This is a genomic window from Myxococcus guangdongensis (assembly GCF_024198255.1).
Taxonomy (GTDB): domain Bacteria; phylum Myxococcota; class Myxococcia; order Myxococcales; family Myxococcaceae; genus Myxococcus; species Myxococcus guangdongensis.
In genome coordinates, this window is the sequence record NZ_JAJVKW010000002.1 from 96038 (window position 1) to 120890 (window position 24853).

Here is a 24853-nt window from a genome sequence, read left to right on the forward strand (position 1 = left end):
GAGGTGGCGGCCCGCGGACCACCACCAGGGGCTTCGCCGCGCGAGGCACATGGGGCCATGCTCACGTGCGAGCACGCGCCCCGACGCCGCTCGCTACGCTCCGGTCACCTTGCGCCACGCGGGACGACCGCTGATGCGCTCCCACCACGCGGCCACGTGCTTGTGCTCGACCAGCAGGGCCTTCTCCTCGTCGAAGGTGAGGAAGAACGTCAGGTTGGGCAACCACGCGATTTCCGCGAGCGAGAAGCTGTCACCCGCGAGGAACGGCTGCTTCGCCAGCACCGGGTCGAGGATGGAGAACACCTTCGCCACGCCCTGACGCCCCTCTACCACGCGGGCCTCGTCCACCGGGCCGCCGCCCATGTGCGGCTTGAAGAGCCGCTCCCATGACACCTTGAAGGCCGAGGGCGAGAAGTAGGACTGCTCCACGCTGAGGTACTGCTCCATCAACGCGAAGGCCTTCGGCGCCGTCGGCGTGAGCGACGGGCCCGGCAGCACGCGGTCCAGGTAGCGGATGATGGCGCGCGACTCGTAGAGCATGAGGCCGTCATCGTCCTCGAGCGTCGGGATGACGCCGAACGGATGCCGCGCGAAATGCGCCGGCGACTTGTGCTCGCCCTTCGTCAGGTCGACGAGCACGAGCTCCGCCTCGCGCCCCTTCTCCGCCAGCGTGGCGAGGACCTTGCGAGTGCAGGTGCTCAGCGGATGGCCATAGACCTTCATGTGCGTTCCTCCGTCGGTGGGCCGGCGGACAGCGACCGGACGGCCGCGACTCTTCAACGCGCCACCGGAACGTCGCAAGCGAGTCGGGAGGAACACCCGGCACGACGACACCGCCCTCGCGCCTCGCCGTGACGCGTCAACGTCTCCGGCGAGGGGAGCGGTGTTCCACTACGGCGTGAAGAGCTTGTCGGGCACGGTGGCCCGGGTGTCGCCCTTCAGCGCGGTGAAGCGCACGGCGCGCTGGTCTCCACGCCACACCTCGATGGTGCGCGGCATGGCCTCCCCCACCGCGGGCGAGTTGTAGTCGAGGAAGCGCACGTCCCACGCCACCTTCGCCGCGTCCGTGTAGCGCAGCCGCGCGGGGCGGAACGAGTCCTTGTACACCCAGAACTGGGGACGACCCTCGCCCTGCTCGCCGAGCACGTACGTCACTTCTCCGCTGAAGCGCGCCAGGCCCGTGCGCGTCGTGTCGACGCCCAGCCCCTGCAGGTACTGCTGCACCGACTCCTTGAGCTGCTGCACCGGGCCGCCACCCGCGGCGAACAGCGGGCACACCTGCGCGACGAGCACCGACAGGGACGCAATCTCGTTGCCCTCCAGCCGGCGACGCCCCGCCACCTGCACCACCGCGGAGCGCGAGCTGCCATCCGGCACGGACGCCTCGAAGCGGCAGCGCCCCGGAAGGCGCAGGTACAGCACGCCGTCTCCCTGCACGTCGGGACGGTCCGTCGCCGCGCCCAGCGCAGAGCCGGCCTCCTTCACCGCGGGACCATGGAAGCTCAGCGAGCCCTCCACGCGCAGCCCGGACAGCTTGAGTTCGTCGCGCTCGGACACCATGCGCCGGAGGATGGAGCCCCCCGGCAACACGTAGGCGAAAGCGGTGAAGGACAGCAGGACTGCGACGAGTGCGACGATGCGCTTCACGGCTTCTCCGTCTTCACGACCTCACGCATGTACTCGAGCAGCCCGCCCCGGAGCTCGGGGCGCTTGAGCGCGTAGGCGATGTTCGCCTTGAGGTACCCCACCTTGTCGCCCGCGTCATAGCGCTGACCCTTGAATTTGTAGCCCAAGAGACCGTGCGACTGCTGCAGCGTGGCCAGACCGTCGGTGAGCTGGATTTCCCCGCCGACCCCGGGAGTCTGCTTCTCCAGGATGGGGAAGATTTCAGGCGGCAGCACGTAGCGGCCGATGACGGCGAGGTTGGAGGGCGCGGTGCCCTTCTTGGGCTTCTCCACCACGCGGTCGATGCGGATGACGCCGTCGCCCAGGTCCGTGCCCGCGGCGATGCCGTACATGTGCGTCTCGTCGTCGGGCACTTCCATCAGCGCGATGACGGCCTGGTTGTGCTTGCGGAACACGCGAGCGAGCTGGCGGATGCCCGGCTCCTCGGCGTCAATCATGTCGTCGCCCAGGAGGACACCGAAGGGCTCGTTGCCGATGGCGCTCTTGGCGCAGAGCACCGCGTGGCCCAGGCCCTTGGGCTCCTTCTGGCGGATGCTGACCACGCGCACCAGCTCCGCGATGGCGCGCAGCTTGTCCGCGTCCGCCGTCTTGCCGCGGGCGCGCAGGGTGGTCTCCAGCTCGAAGCCGATGTCGAAGTGGTCCTCGATGGCGCCCTTGCCGCGGCCATTGATGAGGACGACATCCTCGATGCCGGCGGACACGGCCTCCTCCACGATGTACTGGAGGGTGGGCGTGTCGACGATGGGGAGCATCTCCTTGGGCACCGACTTGGTGGCTGGCAGGAAACGCGTGCCCAGCCCGGCTGCCGGGATGACACACTTGCGGATGAGGGACTCTGCCTTCGGTGTGTTGGCGGACATGAGGGCAGCGAATCTATTGGCGCCCTTCCCCCCCATCAAGCTGGTTAGGATGGACCTCCCATGTCGCTCCGTCCCGTCGTCCTGTTGTTGGCCGTGTGTGTCTCCACCGCCGCTTCCGCCCAGCCCTCCGAAGACCTGAGGGACATCATGAGCGCGCGCGCCTATGGCATGGGGGGCGCGTACCGGGCCCTGGGGTTGGGCACGGAGGCGGTGCTGGGCAACCCGGCCGCCATGGCGCTGTGGCCGGCCTACCGCTTCGAGGGCACGGGCGCGTGGGACACGGCGCTCAAGGAGGGCATGCTGGGCATCTCCGTCATCGACGGAGCCACCAGCAAGCTGGCCATGGGGGTGGACTACCACTGGGTCAGCCTGGGCCGGGGAGGCGCTCGCACCACCGCGCATCTGAGCTCGCTGGGCGTGGGGTTCCCGCTGACCCCGGGCATCCTGATTGGTGGGGTGGCGCGGTACCTGCGCATGAGCGGCATGGGGCGATATGCCAACTCGGTGACAGTGGACACGGGCCTGCTGATGCGGCTGTCGCAGTCGTTCGTGGCCGGCGTGTCCGGGCACAACCTCATCAACACCGAGAACGTGGAGCTGTCGCGCTACTACACGGGCCACATCGGCATCATGTCGGGGATGTTGACGCTGGCCGGTGACGTGCGCGCGGACTTCGAGACGGACGACAAGACGACGCTCACGTACGCGGGCGGCGCGGAGTACCTCTTGGGGATGCAGGTGCCGATTCGGGCCGGCTATTCGTATGACGGCTTCACGCGCACGTCGCGGGTGAGCACGGGCCTGGGCTTCATGACCGAGCAGGGCGGCGGCCTGGACATCGCGTACCGGCACGAGCTGGGTGGTGAGAAGAGCCGGATGCTGGCGCTCACCATCCGCCTGCAGGTGAACTGAGGCTTCAGCGCGAGGGGCCGCGCAGCGCGAGGTAGCGCTCGGACGCGGCGAAGCGAAGGAGTTCCACCAGCTCCGAGTCCTGGGAGCGGCGGGAGCGAATCACCGTCACGGCGGGGCCCACGCCACCGCAGGCCACCAGGCCCGCGCGGTTGGCGGAGTCGCGCGCGGCGTCCGCGAGCGCGGAGGCGTTGAAGTCGCGGGTGCCGGGCTCGAGCAGCTCGAGGGTGCGCTCCAGCGCGCGCGGGGACAGCGAGTCGCGCACGAGCCGCGCGTCGGCGCTGGGGTCCTTGGGGTCCTTGAGGACGGTGGACAACAGGGCGAGGGCGCGCAGGAGCTGGGCGCCCTTGAGCGCGCGCAGGGCGAGCAGGTCCGGGGAGAGGGACAGGAGCGCGCGGCCCGCGTGGAAGCGCAGCTCCGCGGCGGGCAGGGGTTGGCGGATGGCGGCGCGGCCCACGAGCAGGCGCGGCTTGTCGGTGTGGACGGCGGTGAAGGGCGGGCCGTCGTCGTCGGCGAGGACGAGCTCCGGCAGGTTCATCGCGAGGATGCGCGCGGAGGTGTGGAGCGCGTCGAGGACGGCGGGTGCGCCGGGTCCGGCGACGGCGCGCAGGGGCTCGGAGGCGTCCGCGGCGCGGCCCTGGGCGGGGAAGAGGCGGCACAGGGCGATGCCGGAGCAGGCGAGCAGCTCGCCCGAAGCGGTGCGCAGACCTGGGTGACGCAGGCCCGCGCGCTCGTCGCCGGTGAGGGGCGGACGTTGGAGGCGGGGCGCGGGCGTGTCGCGGCCGGCGAGGGCCTCGACGATTTCGCGCATGAGGACGGCGCGCGGGGCGTCGCCTCGGGTGTCGAAGAAGTCGGCGAGCTGCTCGTAGGTGGCGGTGTCGAGCGGACGCTCGCGGAGCTGGCGGAAGACCTCGGGCTCGGTGTCCGAGGCGGGGGCCGGCTCGGGGACGATGGGGTTCTCGCGGGTCTCGGCGGCGCCGACGAGCGGGGCGGCGGGCGGCGGGGGCTTCGCGATGAACGTGCGGCCCGGAGCGGGGCCGGCGGCGGTGCCCTCGGGGCGGTTGGCGCGGTGGACGCGGCGCACGGGGTCCATGCGGCCCGGCGGGGCCTCCCAGGAGATGATGCGTGTCTCCGGCACGGGCGGAGCTTCGAGGTCCACGGCGCCGCCGCTCATGAGGTCGATGGCCTTGCCACCTCGGGGCTGTGGCTCCGGGGGGCGCGCGGGGCTCGGAGCTCGGGGCTTCTCGCCTCGGGGCGCGCGGGGCTGAGGGTCCGCGCGAGGCGTGGGGGCGTTCTCGCCGAAGACGACCGTGGAGCCCGAAGGGGCGGGACGTTCGAGTTCGGGACCGAGCGCGGCGAGACTGTCCTCGCGGTGCACGGGCTTCTCCACGCGAGCGAGGACTGGCGGCGCGGGCTTCTCCGGGCGGGCACCGGGGGGCGCGGGCTTCGCGGCGCGGGGCGCGAGGTTCTCTCCGCGAGATGCGTTGGCGGGCGCGGCACCGGCGGCGAGCGCGGGCTTCTCCGTGCGCGATGCGTTGCCAGGGGCACCGCCCCCAGCCGGAGCGGGCTTCTCCGTGCGCGATGCGTTGCCAGGTGCGGCGCCGACGGAGGGCGCGGGCTTCTCCGTGCGAGAGGCGTTGCCAGGGGTACCGTCCCCAGCCGGAACGAGCTTCTCCGTGCGAGATGCGTTGGCGGGCGCGGCACCGGCGACGGGCGCGGGCTTCTCCGTGCGAGAGGCGTTGCCAGGGGCGGCGCCGACGGAGGGCGCGGGCTTCTCCGTGCGAGGCGCATTGCCTGATGCTGCACCGGCAACTGGAACGGACCTCTCATTACGAGACGCATTGCTGGGCGCGGCGCCTGCATCTGTAACAAGCCGCTCATCGCGCGGCACATTGCCGGACACAGCGCCGGCACCTGGAGCGGGCTTCTCCGTGCGAGCTGCGTTGCCAGGGGCTGCACCCGCAGATGGGGCAGGCTTCTCCGTGCGAGCTGCGTTGCCAGGGGCTGCACCCGCAGATGGGGCAGGCTTCTCCGTGCGAGCTGCGTTGCCAGGAGCTGCCCCCACAGAGTGCGGAACGGGCTTCTCCGTACGAGCCGCACCGGTGGGCGGAGGAGCTCTCTCCGCGCGCGGAGCCGAGGCATTGCCGGGCGCGAAATCCGCGGACCCAACGGGCTTCTCCGCACGAGGCGCGTTGCCGGGCGCTGCACCCGTGGGAAGAGCTTTCTCCGTGCGAGGAGCCGAAGCATGCCCTGCGGGAACAGGCTTCTCCGTACGAGCCGCACTGGTGGGCGCGACACTGGAGGGCGGATGCGCCCGCTCCGTGCGCGGAGATGAAGCGTTGGCGGGTAGCGCGTCGGCGAGCGGCGCGGCCTTCCCAGCTCGCGGGCCCGGGCTGTTCGCACCCGACGCTGTCGCAGCGTTGAGCGGCGCGCCCTTCTCGCCCCTGGCACTCGGGCTATTCGCTCCAGGGGGCAGCGCGGACCTCTCGCCCCGTACGCCCTGTGCTCCAGCGGGAACTCCAGCGGCGCCCGCATGCGGCTCGGCGCGCGCGGCGGATGTCCCTGACGCACCACGAGCACCACTCGCCGAAGGCCCTGTCGTCCGGTCGCCTCGAGGAGGCGCGATGCTCGTCGCCTCGACGCTCCCCTGGCCCGGAGGGACATTGGGGTCGGAGCTCGAGGTGATCTCCTCGGACAGGTCTCCGCCCGCCGCCACGAGCGACGTCGACTTCGCGGGCGAAGGGGCCAGCGGAGACCTGGACCCACTGGGCTCTCGACGAGGCGTCGCGCTGCGAGGTGGCTCGGGCGGCGGCAGCGCCGCTTCCCGCTCCTCACGAGCCAGCCGCAATCCCTCCGCGCGCCGCGCATAGACCTGGGCCCGCTCCGGGTTGCCGAGCGAGTCGCGCCACAACCGCGCCAGTCGCTCCCACGTCTGCTCCCGCTCGAGCTCGTCCTCGGTCGCGGTGGCCGCATGCTCGAGCGCCCACGCGGCCTCTCCCTGATTGCCACGCGCCCACAGACGCTCCACGAGCAGGAGCCACGCCTCCTTGTGCCCCGGCTCGAAGCGCACCGCCTGGCGAAGCTCCCCCAGCGCGGCCTCCGCGTCCCCGGCGGCCTCCAGCGTGGCCATCAACTCGAGTCGCGCCTGTCGCGCCGCGGGCCCTCTCGACTCCCGAGCCAGCTGCGCGCGCAAGAGCTGCTCCAGGGACTTCGTGTCCCCCAACTCGCGCGCGAGCCACAGGAGCCGCTCCCGGGCCTGCTCGCTCTCGGGGTTCTCGGCGAGCACCTCACTCCAGGCCCACTGCGCCAGCTGAGAGTCCCGCAACTGCTCCTCGGCGGTGCGCGCGAGCACCCGCAGCGCCTCGGCCCGATCGGGCGTCCGACGCTGCAATCCCGCGAGCACCGTCCGAAGACGAGACGCCAGCGAGAATCGCTCTTCGCTCTCGACACAGAGGAGCAGCCCCGAAAGCGCGGGCACCATCCCCGGCACCAGCGCCTCCGCAGCCTCGAAGTCCGCGCGGGCCTTCTGAATCTCGCCCATGTGCAGCCAGCGCTCGCCCCGCGTCAGCAGCGCCGTCGCACGCGCCCGTCCGGTTCGCGCACGTTGGATGGCCTCGTCGAGCGCGCGGCGGACCAGCGAGGCATCGCCCCGAGAGGCCAACAGCCGGACCTGCTCACGAAGCGCGACACGGTCTCCCGTCAGCTCGACAATCTCGCCGTACATGCGCGCGGCGCCCGCGGGGTCCTGGAGCTCGGTCTCCATCACCTCCGCGAGTCGCGTCAGCGCCTCCGCGCGCATCGCGGGGTCCTTCGCCCGGTCCGCTCGCTTGAGATAGAGCTGGGCCAGCTCCTTCCACGCACGCCGCGCGATGAACTGAGCCTCCAGCTTCTGGGAGTGCGCCCACTCCTCCGTGTCCTCGCCGTGGACGTGCTCACCCGAGCCAGGACGTCCCGAGCGTGGCGGCGCCGTGGGGCTGGCTCCTGCCGGAGCAGGCACCGCTCGACCCGCGTTCTCGCCGCCCGCGGATGCGCGCCCGAGTGCGGCGAGGAGGTCCGCGAGAGGAACCTCCGTCGTCTCCGAGCGCGGAGCGTCCTCGATTCGAGTGGGGCCAGCAGCTCTCGCGGAGGGCTCCGTCGATACGGGCTGGAGGACGGGAGGCGCCGAAACCGCCGGGCTTCCCTTCGACGGAGCGGGCCTGGTCGGAGCCGGGGACCGGGGAGGCTGTGCCCGCTCGCCGGGAGCGTCGTTCCACGGAACCGAGAGGTCGCCCAGGCGGACCGCTGGCATCTCGACCAGGGTCTTCGCGGGCAGGTCGGTCTCGGAGGGAGGTGCCTCCAGCAGAGGACGCGCGGCTCCTTCGGCGGCATCCGTCGAGGACTCATCCTCCGACCAGCTTCCGTCGATGACGGCAGGACCGTTCGAGTCGAGAGACCTCGAACCAGACGCCCCAGGAGATGTCCGTGGCTCGGTGTGCCGTTCCTCCGTCGAATGCGTGCCCGCTGCGGACTCGGCCACCGCGGAGCTCTCGCCGACGTGCGCTCCACTTCCGGCGGCAGCGGACGCGCTCGACGAATCGCTGGCAGGCACATCCGCTCCACCAGCGACGACCTCACGTTCCACGGAGGAAGACGCCCTCGGTACAGCTCCCGAGGTGTTACTCGCGCGGTCGCTGCTCGACTCGGTCCCAGCAGTCGAAACCGCGGACGACGAGTCATCGACGGGCGTCACGGCTCGGCCAAAGCCCTGCCCACCCGTGCCGGTCGCACCCGACACAGCACCGAGGGGCGCGTCCGTTCGAGCGCTGCCAGCCACGTTTGAAACGGCAGCGTCAGCCCTCAACACATCGTCGGCAGTCTCGTTCGCACGACCACCGTTCGCTTCGGCCACGGCAGTCGCACCTGGCGAAGCACTGGGGGCCGCGTCCACTCGGTCAGCGACCCTCGCACTCCCGGCAGACAAGTCGGCGCTCGATGAGTCATCGGGAGGCGTATCCGCTCCGCCCGCGGCCGTCGCGCTTGCGCTCGTCGACAAGTCACCGAGGGGAGCATCCGCTCGGCCCGCGGCCGTCGCGCGCTCAGCACTAGCGGTTGGACTCGACGAATCACCGAGGGCCACCTCCGCTCGGCGATCACGCGCCGCAATCCCCGACTCCGAGGTTGCACTCGGTGAATCACCGGGAGCCGCGTCCGCTCGGCTATCACGCGGCGCGAGCCCCGACTCCGAGGTCGCACTCGACAATCCACGGAGGGCCACCTCCTCACGGCTATCACGCGGTGCACTCCCTGACTCCGCGGGTGCACTCGACGAATCACCGGGAACCGCATCCACACGGAGAGCCACCGTCGCGCTCCCGGACTCCGAGGTCGCGTTCATCTCCACGGTCGTGCGCAACGAGCCCGACTCATCACCAAGAGGCAGGGCCAGCGCATCCGTACGGCTCACGCTCGGTTCCGTGCTGACAAGCGGCGCGGCGGCCACGTCTGTCAGCTCACGAGTGGCCGCGCCCTCTCCCACCAAAGCCCGTGCACCCTCCGTCCCCCTACGCGGCACACCCTCAACCACCGACGACTCACTCGTCGGCGTCGAAGCCCGCGCGCCCGTCATCCCCTCACGCGACACACCCTCGACCACCGACGACTCACTCGTCGTCACCGCAGCCCGCGCGTCCTCCGCCCTCTCGCGCGACACACCCTCGACCGCCGACGCCTCACTCACCTCCGCCGAAGCCCGCGCGTGCGCCACCGATGCATCCGCATGCGACACGCCCTCGACCGACGTCTCACTCGTCGTCACCGAAGCCCGTGTATGCGCCACTGACGCATCCGCACGCGACACGCCCTCGACCGACGCGCCACTCGTCGTCACCGAAGCCCGTGTATGCGCCACTGGCGCATCCGCACGCGACACGCCCTCGACCGACGCGCCACTCGTCGTCACCGAAGCCCGTGCATGCGCCACCGACGCATCCGCACGCGGCAAACCCTCGACCGACGCGCCACTCGTCGTCACCGAAGCCCGAGCGTGCGCCACCGACGCATCCGCACGCGACACACCCTCGACCGCCGACGCGTCACCCACCTCGGCCGCAGCCCGCGCATGCGCCACCGATGCATCCGCGCTCGGCAAACCCTCGACCGACGCGCCAATCGTAGCCACCGAGGCCCGCGCGCCCTCCGTCCCCTCACGCGGCGCAACCGCGACCGCCGACGCCTCACCCACCTCCGCCGAAATCCGCGCGGACGCCACCGACTCCGTCGGCGTCACATCCCACGGCACGGCTCCACCACTCCCTGACGAAGCCGTGCGCTCCCGAGGATCGACCTCCAGCCCCCGAGCAGCCCCAAGCTCCACCGTGGTCGGCGCCTCCGGTTCACTCCCGAGCCCCCGCCCCCCGGACGTCTCCAGTCCCAGGGGCGGCCCCTCCACCTCGAACTCCACCCGCGACAACTCCATCGTCAGCGAGCGCGGCGGCACAGCCACCGGCGTCACCCTCGGAGCCACGCCCGAGGTGTCGACCACCGTCGCCGCGTGGTAGTCGACCTCGTCCTCCTCCCAGATGGACACGCCCTGCGCGCCCGACTTCTTCGTCGGCAGCTTCTCCAGCACGCTCCCCACGGGCGCGGCGGCCGCCTTCGTGCTCTTCGCGCGAAGCGCCTCCAGGATCCGCCGCGCACGGCGCTCGTCCGGGAACTCCCACGTCAGCGCATCGAGCACCGCCACCGCGCGGGTCCCCTGCCCCGTCTTGCGCAACAACCGCGCGAGCTGTCGGCGCACGGCGAGCCGGACCTCCGCGGACTCGGTGGGCGGCACGGATTCCAGCAACCCGATGGCAACAGTTTCAGACCCCGCCAATCGCCCGAAGCGCACCAGCGCGGCGGCCAGGCGCGGTGTCATCGGCAGGGTGCGGCGGGCGGTCGTCAGCTCCTCGAACGCGCGGGAGGCGGAGCCCTCGCGCAGCCAGCGCGCGGCGGCCCGGAAGTGGCGAGCCACCCCTTCCGCCGCATCATCCGTCGACCCGACGTCGAGCATGCCGGCTCGCGGCACCTCCTGTCGGACGGCCGCGGGCTCCGGCGTTCCGGCGCCCTTGCCGTTTCTCACGCCACCCATGGGTGCGGCAGTCTACACAACGACGGCCATCCCGGCTGTTACCGTCCTATTTCCCGCTCGAAATGCCGAGGCCACCGTGGCCCGCGCCGCCCAGAGCCTGCTCGACGGCACCCTTCAGGACCTCCAGCTGTTGGCCATCGACGTCGGCTCCACCGACGCCACCCGCTCCGTCCTGGAGGACCTGGCCGCCCGGGACTCGCCTCCGGCAAGCCACCTCCCCCTACGTCGCCCGGATGGACGCCGACGACGAAGCCCTCCCCCACCGCCTCGAGACCCGCGTCCGCGCCCTGGAAGCTGAGCCCGGGCGCGTCGGCGTGGGCACCGCCGTGGAGCGCTTCCGGGACGACCAGCCGGTGAGCCCCTCCAGTCCTATGCGCGGTGGATCAACAGCCTGAACTCCCTCGAACAGCTCTTCCACGCCCGCTTCATCGAGAGCCCCCGCCTCCTGAGCCACCCGTCCGTCTACTTCTCTGGCACCGCGCCGCTCGGCACCGCCACACCCGCGAGGGTGAAGAAGCGCAGCAGGTCCTCGGGCACCGGCGCCTCCACCGCGAGCGTCCGCCCCGTGTCCGGATGGGCCAACTCCAGCGCGTGCGCATGCAACAGGCAGCGCCCCGCCTCCGTCCCCGCCGCCCTCGCCGCGCCGCCATAGCGCGAGTCCCCCAGAATCGGCGCCCCCAACGCCGTCAGGTGCGCGCGCAGCTGATGCGTGCGACCCGTGTGCGGCAAGAGCTCCACCACGCAGAACTCCGGCCCGGCATACAGCGTGCGGAAGTACGTCAGCGCGGGCACCCCATTGGCGGCCCGGCTCGCCCGCCACCGCCCCGGACGCGACGGGTCCTTGGACAACGGCAGGTCCACCACGCCCGACCCGGGCAGCCCCGGCCCCGTGGCCGCCACGTAGCGCTTGCGCGCACGACCCTCGCGAAACTCCGCCGCCAGCGCGGACGTCGCCCGCGCCGACTTGCCGAACACCGTCACCCCGGACGTCTCGCGGTCCAACCGGTGCACCAGCCCCGCCTCGCGCCCCAGGTACCGGCTCACCTGGTCCACCAGGTTGCCGCCCACGCGCGCCTCCGTGGGCTGCGCGGGGAGCCCCGCCGGCTTGTCCACCGCGAGCACCTCGGAGTCCTCATGGAGGACCCGGAACGTGGGGGCCTGGGGCGCCTGGGCCAGCGAGCTCGTCCCGCCCTCCTCCAGCACCACCGCCACCACCTGCCCGGACGTCAGCCGCAACTTCGCGTCGCGGCAGCGCTTGCCGCCCACGTACACGGCGCCCACCTGCACCAGCTCCCGCGCCTGCTCCTCGGGCAGCCCCAGCTCCCCGGCCACCGCCTCCGCCACGGCGCGCCCTGTGCCCTCCACCCGGAATGTCCGACGCTTCACTCGCGGCACCTCACTTCCAGCCCGCTCGCTACAGAAAGGCGCGGCCCACCACAAGGCCCTCCCGCCAGGTCCACGAGCCACCAGGGCCCCTCACCTGTTCCCCCTGGCGAGCACGTCCCCTGTTAGCTTGCGCGACCCCATGGACCGCCCCCTTCACTCGGTGCGTACGCGGCTGGACGACTTCCTCGCCGAGCTGGCCACGCTTCAGTATCGCCACGGCGCCGGGCTCTCATCAGAGCCCCCCAGCCTCCACGCCTCCTTCCCCGAGCTGTCCTCGCCGGACACCTTCGTCGCCGCCAACGAGGCGCTCGCCAAGGCCCGCGCCAAGGACGACACCCTCGCCGTGCGCCGCATCCAGCTCTTGCGCGAGCTGGTGGCCACCCACGTCGAGGAGGCGCTCGCCGCCCGCGCCGCCAGGGCCGTGGCCGACATCGAGGGCAAGGCGGTGCTCACCGTCGACGATCAGACCTACGCCTTCACGGAGGCCCTCAGCCGGCTCCCCCGCGAGCCCCGCCGCGCGCGCCGCGCCGGACTGGAGCGCGCCGTGGGCAACTTCCTCTGGGAGCAACGCGGCCCCCATGGAGACCGCCGCGACGCCGCCCTCCACGCCGCCGAGCGCCTGGACGCCGCCGACTACCCCGCGCTGCGCCAGGACGTCACCGGCATCGCCTACGCCGACCTCGCCAAGGCCGCGGACGAGACGCTCCGTCGCACCGAGGACGCATACCGCGATGTCCTCGCGTACGTGCTCAAGAAGGTGGACCCGCTGCTGCGTCCCCTGCCCGGCGGCGACGCGCGCCGACACGACGTGCAGGCCGCGCTCCTGGCCCCCTGGATGGACGAGCACCTGCGCCGTGAGGACGCCTGGCCCGCGATGGTGCGCTGGCTGGGCGAGTGGGGCCTCACGCCGCACGCGGACGGCCGCATCCGGCTGGACGAGGAGGACCGCCCCGGCAAGTCCTCGCGCCCCTTCGTCGTCACCGTGCGCGTGCCGGACGACATCCGACTGGTGCTCCAGCCGCGCGGCGGACTGGACGCGCTGGGCAGCCTGCTCCACGAGATGGGCCACGCGCAGCACCGCGCGCACGTGTCCGCGACGCTGCCCATGGAGCTGCGCCGGCTGGGCGACGCGGGCATCACCGAGGCCCACGCCGCCGTGTTCGAGCGCCTGCTGTTGTCCCCCGAGTGGCTCAAGCGCTACCTGGGCCTGGGCCCGGTGCTCGCGCGCGACACGGCCAGGCTGGCCGCGTTCCAGGCCCTGGCCGTGCTGCGGCGCCACTGCGCGAAGCTGTCCTACGAGTTGTCCCTGAGCCGCAAGGGCGCGTCCACCGAGCGCGCGGACGAATACTCCGACGGTCAGCGCCGCGCCCTCTTCGCCGAGCCCCATCCCGGCTTCTTCCTGTCGGACGTGGACCCGCAACTCTACGTGGCGCACTACCTGCGAGCGTGGGCGCTGGAGGCCCGGCTCACCGCGCGCCTCACCGAGCGCTTCAACGAGGACTTCTGGCGGAACCCGCCCGCCGCCACCTGGCTCAAGGGGCTGTACGCGCGGGGTGGAACCGATGATGCGGAGGGACTGGCCACGGAAATCTCGGGCACGCCGCTGGCGCTGCCCGAGGCGGGGGAGCGCCTCGTGGCCATCCTCAACCGGTAGTGGTGACCGCGCGAGCGACTACTTCTTCTTGCGCAGCGCCCGGACAATCTTGTCCTTCGTCGGGTTGGCGGCCGTCTCGCGAGCACGCGGCGCGGCGGGCGCCGCCGCCTTCGTGGCGGGCGTCTTGGCCGCGGCGCGAGCGCGCATGGCCTTCATCAGCTGCATCTCGATGAAGAGCAGCTCGTCGCCCAGCTCCTCGTTGTCCCCGGCGGCCCGCGGAAGCGGGGCCTGCGTACTGGAAGCGTCGGCGCCGTGCCGCATGCGCAGCACCTTCTCCTCCTCGGCCGACAGCGTGCGCGTCTTCTCCAGCGCCGCCTTGACCTCCTTGGCCGTCACCGTACTACTCCCGACCTTGCGCTCCATCTCCGCTCCCTTGCTGTACAGCCCACTGAACTTCCGAGCATGTCGGACGCGTCTGGGCCGCAACCGACGAGGATTGTAGAGGACGCAAGAGTTGGCGCAAATTTTCTTCCAACAGGTTGGGCCTGCCCTGTAGCGCGAGGGTGCTACAGGTGCATTCCCAGCCCCAGGAACCCGGACGAGAGCGCCTGTCGCGCCCCGGTGAAGGGGGACCCGGTGGCGGAGAAGTTCTGGTAGCGGGCCTCGGCGGAGAGGAAGAGCCCGCGGCCCAGCTCCACGTCGAAGCCCCCGCACAGCTCCGCTCCCAGTTGGAGGGTCCGCGTCGCCCCCTCCTCCCTCGGCGCGTGGGCCACCATCAGGCTCAGCCCCAGGCCCAGGTAGGGGCGCACCCGTCGGGGCCCCGGGGGCGTGATTCGCAGGGACATGGGCGTCGCCTCGGTGAGCTGGCGGCTGGAGGCCACGTGGCCGCCCACTTCGAGGAGGGACGCCTCCCGGCGATAGCTCCAGGCCAGTCCCGCGCTGTAGCCCGTCTCGCGGCCGCCCTCCGTGTCCGACAGGACATACGCCCCCACCGGGAACACGGTGACGCCCAGGCTCCGGGCGGGTGGCTGCGCCCAGACGCGGGACGCGAGCAGCCCGCAGAGGCAGGCCAGGAGGGGGCGGAGACGACGCATGGCCGGGCGGAAAAGCAAGCCACACGCCACGGAACAACCCGAGTGAAAACAAGGAGTTGAATCGCCTCGGCGCTGTCCTGACGCATGCGTCCGGGCGGAGCCGTCAGGGCAGGCGAGCGGACGTCGGAGCGGCGCGCGGCAGGGGCCACATGACGCGAGGGTCCGGGCGCGCGCTCCACTCGAACCGGGCCCAGGCGGAGGCGTCACCCACCTCCACGCCTGGGCTTCCGGAGGACTGCGTGGGGCGCCACGAGGGCGCCCCGCACGGGGCTTACTCGCCGCCGCCCTCGTCCTCGGGCTCCGGAGGAGCCTCCCCCGTCGTCGAGCTCTTGGCGCCCTCGGGCTTGGCGCGCTCGATGCCGAAGCGGTCCAACGCGTCGGCGATGCCCTGCGGCTTGTCGGCGTCGGGCAGGAAGCTCTCGGGAGGCGCCAGCTTCTGGTCCTTGCCCACCTCGGACAGGGCCGCCTCCAGCGTCATGCGCAGCTCCGCCGCCTCGGGCGTCTTCTCCGACGGCACGCCGATGCGCCCGTCCAGCCGCGCCTTGAGGACCACCGACGTGACCGCATCCACCAGCACCTCGCCGTCCAGCGAGCGCGGCAGCCGGTGGGCGAAGAAGTTCCCCCGGCGACGGGTCGTCTCGTCCGCCCCGTTCCTGGGCTGCAACAGCGTGGGCAGCGGCCGGGAGGCATCCCCCTCCGAGGCCGGGGCCAGCGTCACCTGGTAGCGCCACGCCGTGCGCCCCTCATAGGTGACGGTGCCCTGGGGCGACAGCTTGAGCCGCCCCTGGAACAGGCTGTCGAAGTCGCGGATGGCGCCGGTCAGCTCCGCGCGGGTGCGCTCGGCCATGCCGCGGTCGCGCAGACGCTGACGGAACGGGCCGTACCGGTTGCGGGCGAACACCTGCCCCGCGACGCGCATCACCTCCAGGCCCTGGTCCCTCGAGTTCTCCAGCACGCCGTGGAAGTCCCCGCTGACCCCGCCCGCGCCGGCGCGGAAGGTGCGCGTCTCGGTGAGCTTCACCGGGTTGGACTCGGCGGAGGTCCACTCGTAGCCGAGGGTGGCCTGGTAGCGGTGGGGTCCCAGACGCTCGGTCACCTCGGCGGCGTCCATGCCGAGGATGCGGCGCGCCACCTGGGGGTTGTCCGCGACATCCTCCGGCGGCAGCTTCTGCTGGGCCGAGGCCACCACCTTGGGCGGGTCCTCGGGGGAGAAGATGCGGGCCTTGGCCGCCTTGTCGACCGGGTCCGAGCAGCCCGAGGCCGCCAATGCCACGGCGAAGATGAAGGCGGACTTCCTGGAACGGCTCACGACTCCTCCGGAGGGGGTACCACGGGGGCGGCAAGTTACGTGGCGCGTACAGGAGCGGCAAGCTGCGGCTTGCGTGCGGCCGTGCAAGGGATAGAACGCCCATCTCATGCAGAACCTGCGCGACAAGTTGTTGAAGGCGGGCCTCGTCACCGAGGAACAGTCCAAGAAGGCTGATACGGCGGCCAGCCAGGCGGAAGCCCGGAGGCCCTCGTCCCAGGACGGCGGACGTCCAGGCGGCAACCGTCCCCCACCCCGGCGTGATGACAACCGGACATCCGGTGGTCCTCCGGCGCGGAGTGAGGAGCGGCCTCCCCGCGAGGGTGGCGGTCGTCCCGGTGGCGGCGGTGGCAGGCCCGGTGGCGGTCGTCCCGGCGGCGGCTCGTTCCGTCCGAGCGGCGGTGGTGGCGGTGGCGCGTTCCGTCCGAGCGGCGGCGGCGCGCCCCAGCACGGCCGTCCGCCCTCCTCCGCTCCGCCCGAGCGGCCCATCCCGAAGCTGCCCCCCATGCCGGGCTCCAAGGCCTACCAGCGCGCGGAGTCCAAGCGTCAGGTGGAGCTGGACAAGGCGCTGCGCGAGCTGGTGATGGGCTCGCAGGTGGCCCAGGAGCCGGGCGAGACGGCGTTCTACTTCATGACCCGCAAGGGCAAGCTGCGCCGGATGGAGCTGACGCCGGAGCAGGCCAAGCGGCTGGAGGACGGCGAGCTCGGCGTGGTGGAGCGTCCGGACCCCGCCCAAATCGAGCACGCGCTGGTGCCGGCCGCGGCGGCCGAGCAGATGTTCGCGCTCTCGAAGAAGGCGGTGCGCTTCCTCAACCGGAAGGACAGCCCCATCGGCTTCATGAACGACGAGGAGCTCAAGGCGCAGCAGGCGGCGGAGGCCGCTGGCACCGCGCCCGAGGTCTCCGACGAGCCCGAGGCCGAGGGCGGCGAGGCCGCCGAGGCGGAGGCCGCGACCGAGGCCACGGCGCCCGTCGAGGCCGAGGCTTCCACCGAGACGCCCAAGCCCGAGGGCGGCGAGAACCCGGGCTGACGTCAGGCCCCTTCAGAGCGCACGAGGCCCTCCCCTCTTCCCATCGGGTCGAGGGGAGGCGCCCGGCGCGGCGGCCTTTCAGTCGAACGCGTCGAGGCCGGTGATGGCCTTGCCCAGCACCAGCGTGTGCACCTCGTGGGTGCCCTCGTAGGTGAACACGGACTCCAGATTCAGCATGTGGCGCACGGGCGGGTACGCGTCGGTGATGCCATTGGCGCCGTAGATGCTCCGCGCGACGCGGGCAATCTCCAGCGCGCTCTTCACGTTGTTGCGCTTGGCCAGGCTCACCATGACGGGCGTCACCTTGCCCTCGTCCTTGAGGCGCGCCACGCGCAGGCCCACCAGCTGCGCCTTGACGATGTCCTGGAGCATGTCCGCCAGCTTCTCCTGCGTGAGCTGGTAGCCGGCCACCGGCTTGCCGTGGAACGACGCGCGTGACAGCGCGTACTCGCGAGCGCCCTCGAAGCAGGCGATGGCGGCGCCGGTGACGGCGAAGGCGATGCCCAGCCGCGCGTTGTTGAGGCACGACAGCGGACCGCGCAGGCCCACCACGCCGGGCAGCACGTTGCGCGCGGGGACGCGCACGTCCTGGAAGGACAGCTCGCTGGTGATGGACGCGCGCAGGGAGAACTTGCCGGGGATGTCCCGCGCGCTGAAGCCGGGCATGCCCTTCTCCACGAGGAAGCCGCGGACGGACTCGGGGCCGCCGTCGTCCGTCTTCGCCCAGACGATGGCGACGTCCGCGATGGCGCCGTTGGTAATCCACGTCTTCGTGCCGTTGAGGACGTAGTCGTCGCCGTCCTTGCGCGCGCGGGTGCGCATGCCGCCCGGGTTGGAGCCGAAGTCCGGCTCGGTGAGGCCGAAGCAGCCGATGGCCTGGCCTCGCGCCATGGCCGGCAGGAAGCGCGCCTTCTGCTCATCGCTGCCGTACGCGTGGATGGGGAACATGCACAGCGAGCCCTGCACGGACGCGAAGGAGCGCAGCCCGGAGTCCCCTCGCTCCAGCTCCTGGAGGATGAGGCCGTAGCTGACGGTGTTCATCCCCGCGCAGCCGTGGCCTTGCAGGTTCGCGCCCAGCACGCCCATCTCCGCGAGCTGGGGGATGAGGTGGACGGGGAAGGTGCCGTCGCGGAAGTGGCCGCCGATGATGGGGAGCACCTCGCGGTCCACGAAGGCAGCCACGGTGTCGCGCGCGGCCTTCTCCTCGGGGGACAGCAGGTCGTCGAGCCGGAACAAGTCCGTGATGTCCGCACGTGCCATGGCGCCGTCCTAGTGCCCGCCTCGGGGAGCGTCAAACGGGGCGAGGGGCTTGTTGGCAATGACGGGCTTGCGCAAGCGGGTGCGAAGACGTGCCCCTGTCGAGGCCGGGGGCGCTAGGCTCGCGCGCCATGACGACGACCCAGAAGACCGTGGTGGTGACGGGTGCGAGCCGGGGCATCGGCCGCGCCGTGGCGCTGTCCTTCGCGCGTGAGGGCTATCGCGTCTGGGCCCTGGCCCGCGCGGCGGATGCCCTCGAGGCGCTCGCGAAGGAGGGCGGCGAGGGAGTCCGGCCGCTCGTCGTGGACGTGGCGAGCGAGGAGGCGCTGATGGCCGCGACGAAGACCATCCTCGCGGAGGGTACGCCCCGGGTGCTGGTGAACAACGCGGGCATCACCGTGTCCGCGCCGCTCACCAAGACGCGCACGGAAGACCTGGCGAAGGTGATGGCCATCAACGTGACGGCGCCCTTCATCCTCTGTCGGGAGCTGATGCCCGCCATGGCCAAGGAGGGCGGCGGCCGCGTCATCAACATCGGCTCCATGGCCGCGGTGCGGGGCATGAAGTACACGTCCGCGTACTGCGCGTCCAAGCACGCGCTGCTGGGCCTGACGCGCGCGCTCGCGGTGGAGTACGCCAAGAAGAACATCACCGTGAACGCGGTGAATCCGGGCTGGGTGGAGACGGACATGTTCTCCAACGCCACGGCGGCGATTACGCAGACGACGGGCCGCAGCGGTGAGCAGGCGCGCGAGGCGCTCGCGTCGATGAACGCGATGGGCCGCATCGTCCAGCCGGAGGAGGTGGCCGCGCTGTGCCTGTTCCTCGCCTCGGACGCCGCGGGCGCCATCACCGGCGCGGCGCACGCCATCGACGGCGGCGAGCTGGGCTGAGCGCCCGCGCAGAGGCCCCCCGCTCACCCAGGGGGGCCTCGAGTCCGTCGAGCATCAGGCGGCCCATGGCTCGCCGAAGTTCTCACCTGTCGGCGGCCTCACGCCTCGACGCCTGGGGTGGGCAACAAGCGACGAGCCTCTCATCCCGGCCTCGCCCCACGGCCTCATCCGACGGACCTTCGCGTCGAGCAGCCCGAGGCTCACCCACGCGCCCCATGTCGGCGGCCTCACGCCTCGACGCACCGAGCGGGCGACAGGGACGAGCCCCTCGCCCCATCCAACAGGCCGCTCAAATCTGGTAGCGGCCGACGATGGCGGAGAGCTCGCCCGAGGCGGCGGAGAGTTGGATGGCGGCCTGCTCGCTCTCCGCCATGCGGTCGACAATCTGATCCGCCACGTCCGCCATGGAGCTCAGCGCGGCGAACAGCTCCGCGATGCCCGCGTCCTGCTGCCGCACGGCGTCCGAGATGCTCTTCACCGTCTGGCCATTGCTCTGGATGATGCCCGCCAGCGAGCGCAGGCTCTCTCCCGCCGCGCGCACCTGCTCCAGGCCCCCCTCCACCTCGCGCGCGCCACCCTCGCTGATGCGCACCGCGTCCGAGATGGCCCGGCCGATGTCGCCCAGGATGCCCTGCACGCGCGTCGTCGCGCCCGCGGACTGGTCCGCCAGCGAGCGCATGTTGCGCGCCACCACGGAGAACGCCCGGCCCTGGTCCCCGCTGCGCGCCGCCTCGATGGACGCGTTGAGCGCCAGCACGTTGGACTGGTCCGCCAGGTCCTTCACCGTGCGGGTGATGTCGCCCACCAGCCGCGTGCGCTGATGCAGCTCGGAGATGGTGCGGCCGATCTGCTCCACGTGCGAGCGGATGTGCGTGAGCCCACCCACGCTGCCGGACACCGCCGCCTCGCCCGCCTGTCCGAAGCCGCTCGCCTTCTCCGCCTCGCGCTGAATCGTCTCCACCCGCTTGGCCGCCGCGCGCGAGCTCTCCTGGAGCTGCTGCGCCGCCAGCTGCGTCTCGTGCAGCGCCACCGCCTGCTGGGACACCGCCTCGTTCTGCACCGTCGCGGACTCGGTGAGCTGCGACGCCGCGGCCTCCAGCTGCTCCGCCGAGCCCTTCAGCGCCATCAGCAGCGAGCGCAGCTGCACCATCATCTCCGCGAAGGACGACGCCAGCTGACCAATCTCATCCCGCGAGTGCACCTCCAACGTGCCCCGGAAGTCCCCCTCCGCCACCACCCGCGCCGCCGCCGCCGTCAGCTCCCGCAAGGGGCCCGTCATCCGCCGCACCAACAGGAAGATGACGCCGCCGGCCGCCAGCGCCGTGAACAACCCCAACCCGACGATGAGCACCACCGCCGTGGTGAAGCGTGACGCCTCCGTGCTCTCGTCCCGCGCGAGCAACAACTCCAGCCCCGCACCCACCGGCTGACGCGCCACGCGGAAGCTCAAGTCCTCCACCTCCACCCGCCCCTCCCCCTCCGCCTCGTCCGCCGCCGCCAGCAACGCCTCCGGCGACACCGTGTCCACCGAGCGCGCCACCAACCGCGAGCCCGCATGCAGCACCAGCTCCACCCCCCGCTGGTTGCGCAAATCCTTCAGCGGCGCGTCGTCGAACCGGCTCCCGAGCACCAGGTGCCCCACGCCGCGCCCCTCCACCTCCACCGGCCGCGACACCGCCCAGTACGGCGTCTCGCCCACGAAGAGCACGCCCGGCGCGCCGGACTTCACCAGCCCCGCCAGCGCGGGCAGCGCGCCCGCATACGAGCCCGCGAGGAGCTCCCCCTCGGGCCGGGTGATGAGCAAGAGCTCCACCGACACCAGCGCCTGCTGCTCCTTGGCGAAGGCCTGGAGCGCGGCGGCATCCACCGTGGCGCCGGACAACAGCTCCCGCAGCCGGGCGTTCGCCGCGGCGCTGCGCAAGAGGACCCGCAACGTGCGGCCCTCCTGGGCCACCAGTCGGCTCCAGGCCGACTCGTCCTGGAGGAGGGAATGCGCCAGCTCCGCGTCCATCCGGGAGCGCAGCACGACGCCCGTGAACGTCACGCACAGCGCGGTGAGAACCAGGATGACCAGCGTGATGGCGGCGGTCAGACGAGCGGCGAGGCTGTGCGTCATGCGCTGCGATGTCGGACGAGAGGGGGAAAGGCCCCGATGGGAGCGCCACCGGGAGGGCCCACCCTACCGCAACATCCGGGGATTTCGCAGTAAGGCGAGGATGACCCGGGATCCCCAGGTTGACCCTCCCACCTTCACTGACGTGTTCTCACGCGTCGGCCACGCGCAGGACGACGGCGGTGATGTTGTCCTTGCCCCCCGCCTCGAAGGCATCCGCCACCAGCGCGTCGCAGACCTCACGCGCCGAGGCCAGACACAGCCTGCGAGTCAGGCCCTCCATCCCCAACGGCTCGTAGAGCCCATCCGAGCACAGCAGGAACACGTCGCCGGGCTGGGCGTGGAGCCGCTGGAGCGTGGGCTCCGCGTTGTCGGTGCCCAGCGCCCGGGTGATGAGGTGCCGCCAGTTGGAGGCGCCGCCCGGAGGCTCCATGCCCACGTCGCGCAGCTCCTCGATGAACGAGTGGTCCCGGGTGAGCGGCTCCAGCTGGCCACCCCGCAAGCGGTACAGGCGGCTGTCGCCGACGTGCACCACCGCCGCGCCGTCTGGCCCCACCGCGAGCGCCACCACCGTGGAGGCCATCTCCGCCAGGCGGCCCACCCGCTGGGCCCGCAGGTTGGCCTGGGCGAGCTGTGAGCACGCCGCCAACAGGTTCTCCTCGCGGGTGCGCCGGGGGTCGGCCACCTCGGGCCACGCCGCCTCGTGCTCCCGCTCCCATCGCTGGCCCAGGCCCGCGAAGGTGTCCACCACACAGCGACTGGCGACCTCGCCACCTTCCTGCCCACCCAGCCCGTCCGCCACCACGTACAACCCCAGCTCCGGCAGGACACAGTAGGAGTCCTCGTTGTGGGGCCGGCGACCGATATGGGTCTGTCCCGCGCTCTCGAAACGCAGCATGACACCGCCTCCTCGGGCCCTCCCCCAGCAAGCGGGAGGCCAGCGCCCATCCCCAGGTGGGCACCCACTACGGATACCTCCATTTGTGTGACGGCTGGGACCTGAGTGCCAGGGGACCTCGGCGCGCGCCCCGCACTCGTTCGATGGCGGACGTTGCAAGCGCCCGAGGCTCGCGATTGTTGACCAGCCCGAGGGGGGTCCACCCCACAGGTGATGGGTCCACTCCCCCCGCCCCCTGGCAACTTCTCCGTGGGAGCCCCGACAATACGGATGCAGCCGTCGTGCGTCCCGGGAGGTGAAAGATGACATCCATCCGCCGACTGTCCTCGAGCATCCTGTCGTCCCTGCGGCGCACGTCGCTGGACGCGGACGTGGGCTCCGTGGCGCCCACGAAGCCCAGCGAGTCGCTCGAGGCCGTGGAGAAGGTGCGCCGGGGGTTCTCCGACGAGAGCGACTTCCAGGTGGACGGCGCCGACGGCGCCGACGCGCTCTTCGCCACGCTGGGCTCCGACGACGTGGAGCCCGGCGAGTCGCGCGAGCTGGAGCACGCCGCCCTGCGCGTCTTCTCCGGGGAGAGCTCCTTCGAGTCCGCCGCGCCCCGCTACGCGCAGCGCCTGGGCTCGCAGCTGCCCTCCTCGCTGGGCGCGCCCCGTGATTCGGGCAACGCGGCGGGGCCGTCGTCCCGTCGTGGCGGCGCCAACGTGCCGGACGCCTCGGACATCCTGTCGCCAGACGAGGCCGCGTGGGAGCTGCAGAACCTGGACACGTCCTCGCCCAGCGTGGATGCGCCGGAGGATCTGCTCTCCATGCTGGACCCGCCGGGCAACGCGTGGGGGCCGGTGCACCCGGCGCTCGACCTGCACATGGATGCGTTCGAGGACTCGGTGGGCGGCGCGGATGGCTTGGATGCGGGGCGCGCGCTGGAGGGCCCCTCCATGGCCCAGTCCGCGGCCGCCGAGTGGATGGACGAGTCGGTGCGTCCGGCGGGGCCGAACGAGTTCCTCGCGGACCTGAACGACTTGGGCGACATGGTGCCGGAGGACATCGGCCCGGCGGACGCGGCGCTCGCGGGGGTCATGGGCTCGCTCGCGGCGAACCCGGCGGCGGCCAGCGTGCCGGTCAGCGCGGCGATGAGCGCGCAGGGCGTGGACGTGGTGGCGGAGGCGGTGGAGCTGCAACCGGACGCGCAGCCCGTCGACACGGCGACGTCGCTCGATTCGTTCTCCTCACCGGGCGTCGTCACCGAGGCCTCGGCCGAGGCGCTCTCCCAGCAGGTGGCGTCGCTCACCGAGCAGACCGTCTTCGTCGAGCCCGACGTGGCCCAGGCAGACCTCCCGGGCGAGCCCTCCGACGCCGAGCGCCCCCCTCAGCCGACCGCGACCTGACGCGCGGCCGGGTGACGCACCTCAAGGCCGCTTGTCGTCCGGCCCCGCGAAGGTGGAGTCGTACTGCTGCTGGGCCTCGTCCACCTGACGCTGGTACTCGTCGATGTAGCGCAGGCGCTGCTCGCCCTGCCACTCCGCGGGGGAGAACACCGAGGACGGATACACCTTGGTGGTGTGGAGGTAGCCGCGCTGGGTGGCCATCAGCTCGCGGTCCGGGTCTCCGGACTCCTTGAGCAGGAAGCCCTCCACGTCGCGCAGCTGCAGCGGGAACGTGGGCGCGTCGTCGAGCACCAGCTTGCCGAAGACACTCAGCTTCACCTCCCGCGCGCCCTCCTTCAGCTCCTCGTTGAAGGACACGTGCGCGAAGGGCTGGCCGCTCTCGTCATCCAGACGACCGGCGACGACGTACCGCCCCGCCTTGCGCACCTCGATGCCCAGGTACAAGGACAGCGAGCCATCCTCCACCACGTCGCGCACCTTGCCCGTGAGGACCGCGGGCGGCGTCGGCGTGTAGAGGATGTCCAGGAACGCCGTTCCCTCCGCGCGCCCCGAGCGCACCTGCACGTCCACGCGCAGCGTGCCCGAGTACAGCGGGAAGCCCTGCTTCGACGGCTGGAAGCGCCCCGTGAAGACGCCATCCCCCGCGAGCGCGTCACCCGCCGCGCCGTCGTCCGTGAAGGCCACCGGCACCGCGGGCATGCCCCCCGCGCCCGGCATGTGGTCGGCCTCGCGCGCGGTGGCGGCCAACACCTCGCAGGGCCTGGGCGCGCGTTGCGCGTCCTCACACGCGACGGAGAAGAGCACCACCTCGTCGCCCACCGCGAACACCCGGTCCTGCTTGAGCCGCAGCTGCACGTCGGTGTTCTCACGGCTCAGCGGACGCGTGCGCTCCGGCTCGGCGAGCACCACCTGGTCCGGGTGCTCACGGATGGAGCGGGACTGCGGCGGATAACGCGTGGAGGCCACGTACGACGCCAGCGTCTCCTTCGCCCGCTCCAGCCGCTCCGCCCACAGGTCCCGCCGGGCCAGGCGCTCGCGCTGCTCCAGGTTCACCACCGACACGGGCGTGCCCTGCGCATCCGGAGACGGCCCCTGCGCCAGGTCCACGCCATCACCGATGCGCTCCGTCCTGGACGAGGGCCCGGCCTGCGAGCCCCTCCAGGCGGCGCCCGAGGAGGCGGGCGCCACAGCCCGCGCCTCTGCCGACTTCGCGCTCCATCGCCACCACACCACCCCTCCCAGCATCAGGGGAATCACCACGAAGGCCCACCCGAGACGGCGCGGATGGGAGACACGAGCGGACTCAGGGCGGGTGGGCATCATGCGCGCTTCGC

19 protein-coding genes are annotated in these 24853 nt (G+C 72.0%); 7 read left to right on the forward strand and 12 right to left on the reverse strand.

Annotated features, from left to right (window positions below):
- Positions 1–93: 93 nt before the first annotated feature.
- The 3 genes from LXT21_RS05300 to galU form a co-directional block, all read right to left on the reverse strand.
- Positions 94–723 carry a glutathione S-transferase family protein gene (locus tag LXT21_RS05300; RefSeq protein WP_254036997.1) on the reverse strand — a complete coding sequence of 210 codons (630 nt, stop codon included), beginning with the start codon at positions 721–723 and terminating at the stop codon, positions 94–96.
- Positions 724–891: 168 nt separating this feature from the next.
- Positions 892–1647 (reverse strand): hypothetical protein, encoded by a 756-nt coding sequence (locus LXT21_RS05305; protein WP_254036998.1) that lies wholly within the window; start codon positions 1645–1647, stop codon positions 892–894.
- Positions 1644–2546, reverse strand: a complete 903-nt coding sequence (gene galU / locus LXT21_RS05310; protein ID WP_254036999.1) for a UTP--glucose-1-phosphate uridylyltransferase GalU — start codon at positions 2544–2546, stop codon at positions 1644–1646. Before galU ends, LXT21_RS05305 begins: the two co-directional genes overlap by 4 nt.
- 60 nt (positions 2547–2606) lie before the next feature.
- Here galU and LXT21_RS05315 point away from each other — a divergent pair, with 60 nt between their 5' ends.
- Entirely contained in the window at positions 2607–3458 is an 852-nt protein-coding gene (locus LXT21_RS05315) for a hypothetical protein (protein WP_254037000.1), read from the forward strand.
- 4 nt (positions 3459–3462) lie between these two features.
- Here LXT21_RS05315 and LXT21_RS05320 read toward each other — a convergent pair whose 3' ends face one another.
- Positions 3463–7452: a hypothetical protein gene (locus LXT21_RS05320; RefSeq protein ID WP_254037001.1), complete on the reverse strand. Its 3990-nt coding sequence runs from the start codon at positions 7450–7452 to the stop codon at positions 3463–3465.
- A gap of 3109 nt (positions 7453–10561) precedes the next feature.
- Here LXT21_RS05320 and LXT21_RS05325 point away from each other — a divergent pair.
- Positions 10562–10861 carry a glycosyltransferase family 2 protein gene (locus tag LXT21_RS05325; protein WP_323394249.1) on the forward strand — a complete coding sequence of 100 codons (300 nt, stop codon included), beginning with the start codon at positions 10562–10564 and terminating at the stop codon, positions 10859–10861.
- Entirely contained in the window at positions 10797–10958 is a 162-nt protein-coding gene (locus tag LXT21_RS45315) for a hypothetical protein (protein WP_323394108.1), read from the forward strand. Before LXT21_RS05325 ends, LXT21_RS45315 begins: the two co-directional genes overlap by 65 nt.
- A gap of 67 nt (positions 10959–11025) precedes the next feature.
- On the opposite strand, the gene LXT21_RS05330 is transcribed toward LXT21_RS45315, so the two are convergent.
- A complete protein-coding gene (locus LXT21_RS05330; RefSeq protein WP_254037002.1) occupies positions 11026–11949 on the reverse strand; it encodes an RluA family pseudouridine synthase in 924 nt (307 codons plus the stop codon).
- Between the two features lie 139 nt (positions 11950–12088).
- Here LXT21_RS05330 and LXT21_RS05335 point away from each other — a divergent pair, with 139 nt between their 5' ends.
- Positions 12089–13603 (forward strand): peptidase M3, encoded by a 1515-nt coding sequence (locus LXT21_RS05335; RefSeq protein ID WP_254037003.1) that lies wholly within the window; start codon positions 12089–12091, stop codon positions 13601–13603.
- An 18-nt stretch (positions 13604–13621) separates the two neighbouring features.
- On the opposite strand, the gene LXT21_RS05340 is transcribed toward LXT21_RS05335, so the two are convergent.
- From LXT21_RS05340 to LXT21_RS05350, 3 genes are all read right to left on the reverse strand, one after another.
- Complete coding sequence (locus LXT21_RS05340) at positions 13622–13966, reverse strand: hypothetical protein (RefSeq protein WP_254037004.1); 345 nt, start codon at positions 13964–13966, stop codon at positions 13622–13624.
- A 143-nt stretch (positions 13967–14109) separates the two neighbouring features.
- Positions 14110–14637 (reverse strand): hypothetical protein, encoded by a 528-nt coding sequence (locus tag LXT21_RS05345; protein ID WP_254037005.1) that lies wholly within the window; start codon positions 14635–14637, stop codon positions 14110–14112.
- Between the two features lie 271 nt (positions 14638–14908).
- Positions 14909–15946 (reverse strand): hypothetical protein, encoded by a 1038-nt coding sequence (locus LXT21_RS05350; RefSeq protein ID WP_254037006.1) that lies wholly within the window; start codon positions 15944–15946, stop codon positions 14909–14911.
- 106 nt (positions 15947–16052) lie between these two features.
- Here LXT21_RS05350 and LXT21_RS05355 point away from each other — a divergent pair, with 106 nt between their 5' ends.
- Entirely contained in the window at positions 16053–16973 is a 921-nt protein-coding gene (locus tag LXT21_RS05355) for a DUF2058 family protein (RefSeq protein WP_254037007.1), read from the forward strand.
- Positions 16974–17051: 78 nt separating this feature from the next.
- Here LXT21_RS05355 and LXT21_RS05360 read toward each other — a convergent pair whose 3' ends face one another.
- Positions 17052–18233, reverse strand: a complete 1182-nt coding sequence (locus LXT21_RS05360; protein WP_254037008.1) for an acyl-CoA dehydrogenase family protein — start codon at positions 18231–18233, stop codon at positions 17052–17054.
- 128 nt (positions 18234–18361) lie between these two features.
- Here LXT21_RS05360 and LXT21_RS05365 point away from each other — a divergent pair, with 128 nt between their 5' ends.
- Positions 18362–19123 (forward strand): SDR family NAD(P)-dependent oxidoreductase, encoded by a 762-nt coding sequence (locus LXT21_RS05365; protein WP_046711505.1) that lies wholly within the window; start codon positions 18362–18364, stop codon positions 19121–19123.
- A gap of 289 nt (positions 19124–19412) precedes the next feature.
- Here LXT21_RS05365 and LXT21_RS05370 read toward each other — a convergent pair whose 3' ends face one another.
- The gene (locus LXT21_RS05370) at positions 19413–21239 is read right to left on the reverse strand and encodes a methyl-accepting chemotaxis protein (RefSeq protein ID WP_254037009.1); all 1827 of its coding nucleotides are present in this window, start codon (positions 21237–21239) and stop codon (positions 19413–19415) included.
- A 148-nt stretch (positions 21240–21387) separates the two neighbouring features.
- On the reverse strand, positions 21388–22134 hold the full coding sequence (locus LXT21_RS05375; protein WP_254037010.1) for a PP2C family protein-serine/threonine phosphatase: 747 nt from the start codon (positions 22132–22134) through the stop codon (positions 21388–21390).
- A 302-nt stretch (positions 22135–22436) separates the two neighbouring features.
- Here LXT21_RS05375 and LXT21_RS05380 point away from each other — a divergent pair, with 302 nt between their 5' ends.
- Positions 22437–23519: a hypothetical protein gene (locus tag LXT21_RS05380; protein WP_254037011.1), complete on the forward strand. Its 1083-nt coding sequence runs from the start codon at positions 22437–22439 to the stop codon at positions 23517–23519.
- Between the two features lie 21 nt (positions 23520–23540).
- Here LXT21_RS05380 and LXT21_RS05385 read toward each other — a convergent pair whose 3' ends face one another.
- A complete protein-coding gene (locus LXT21_RS05385; RefSeq protein ID WP_254037012.1) occupies positions 23541–24842 on the reverse strand; it encodes a choice-of-anchor X domain-containing protein in 1302 nt (433 codons plus the stop codon).
- Positions 24843–24853 lie beyond the last annotated feature (11 nt).

What these genes read in the sequence shown, in the direction of transcription:
- LXT21_RS05300 (WP_254036997.1), bottom strand. Translation starts at nt 723, where the DNA reads ATGAAGGTCTATGGCCATCCGCTGAGCACCTGCACTCGCAAGGTCCTC.
- galU (WP_254036999.1), bottom strand. Translation starts at nt 2,546, where the DNA reads ATGTCCGCCAACACACCGAAGGCAGAGTCCCTCATCCGCAAGTGTGTC.
- LXT21_RS05315 (WP_254037000.1), top strand. Translation starts at nt 2,607, where the DNA reads ATGTCGCTCCGTCCCGTCGTCCTGTTGTTGGCCGTGTGTGTCTCCACC.
- LXT21_RS05325 (WP_323394249.1), top strand. Translation starts at nt 10,562, where the DNA reads ATGGGTGCGGCAGTCTACACAACGACGGCCATCCCGGCTGTTACCGTC.
- LXT21_RS45315 (WP_323394108.1), top strand. Translation starts at nt 10,797, where the DNA reads ATGGACGCCGACGACGAAGCCCTCCCCCACCGCCTCGAGACCCGCGTC.
- LXT21_RS05335 (WP_254037003.1), top strand. Translation starts at nt 12,089, where the DNA reads ATGGACCGCCCCCTTCACTCGGTGCGTACGCGGCTGGACGACTTCCTC.
- LXT21_RS05340 (WP_254037004.1), bottom strand. Translation starts at nt 13,966, where the DNA reads ATGGAGCGCAAGGTCGGGAGTAGTACGGTGACGGCCAAGGAGGTCAAG.
- LXT21_RS05345 (WP_254037005.1), bottom strand. Translation starts at nt 14,637, where the DNA reads ATGCGTCGTCTCCGCCCCCTCCTGGCCTGCCTCTGCGGGCTGCTCGCG.
- LXT21_RS05355 (WP_254037007.1), top strand. Translation starts at nt 16,053, where the DNA reads ATGCAGAACCTGCGCGACAAGTTGTTGAAGGCGGGCCTCGTCACCGAG.
- LXT21_RS05360 (WP_254037008.1), bottom strand. Translation starts at nt 18,233, where the DNA reads ATGGCACGTGCGGACATCACGGACTTGTTCCGGCTCGACGACCTGCTG.
- LXT21_RS05365 (WP_046711505.1), top strand. Translation starts at nt 18,362, where the DNA reads ATGACGACGACCCAGAAGACCGTGGTGGTGACGGGTGCGAGCCGGGGC.
- LXT21_RS05370 (WP_254037009.1), bottom strand. Translation starts at nt 21,239, where the DNA reads ATGACGCACAGCCTCGCCGCTCGTCTGACCGCCGCCATCACGCTGGTC.
- LXT21_RS05375 (WP_254037010.1), bottom strand. Translation starts at nt 22,134, where the DNA reads ATGCTGCGTTTCGAGAGCGCGGGACAGACCCATATCGGTCGCCGGCCC.
- LXT21_RS05380 (WP_254037011.1), top strand. Translation starts at nt 22,437, where the DNA reads ATGACATCCATCCGCCGACTGTCCTCGAGCATCCTGTCGTCCCTGCGG.
- LXT21_RS05385 (WP_254037012.1), bottom strand. Translation starts at nt 24,842, where the DNA reads ATGATGCCCACCCGCCCTGAGTCCGCTCGTGTCTCCCATCCGCGCCGT.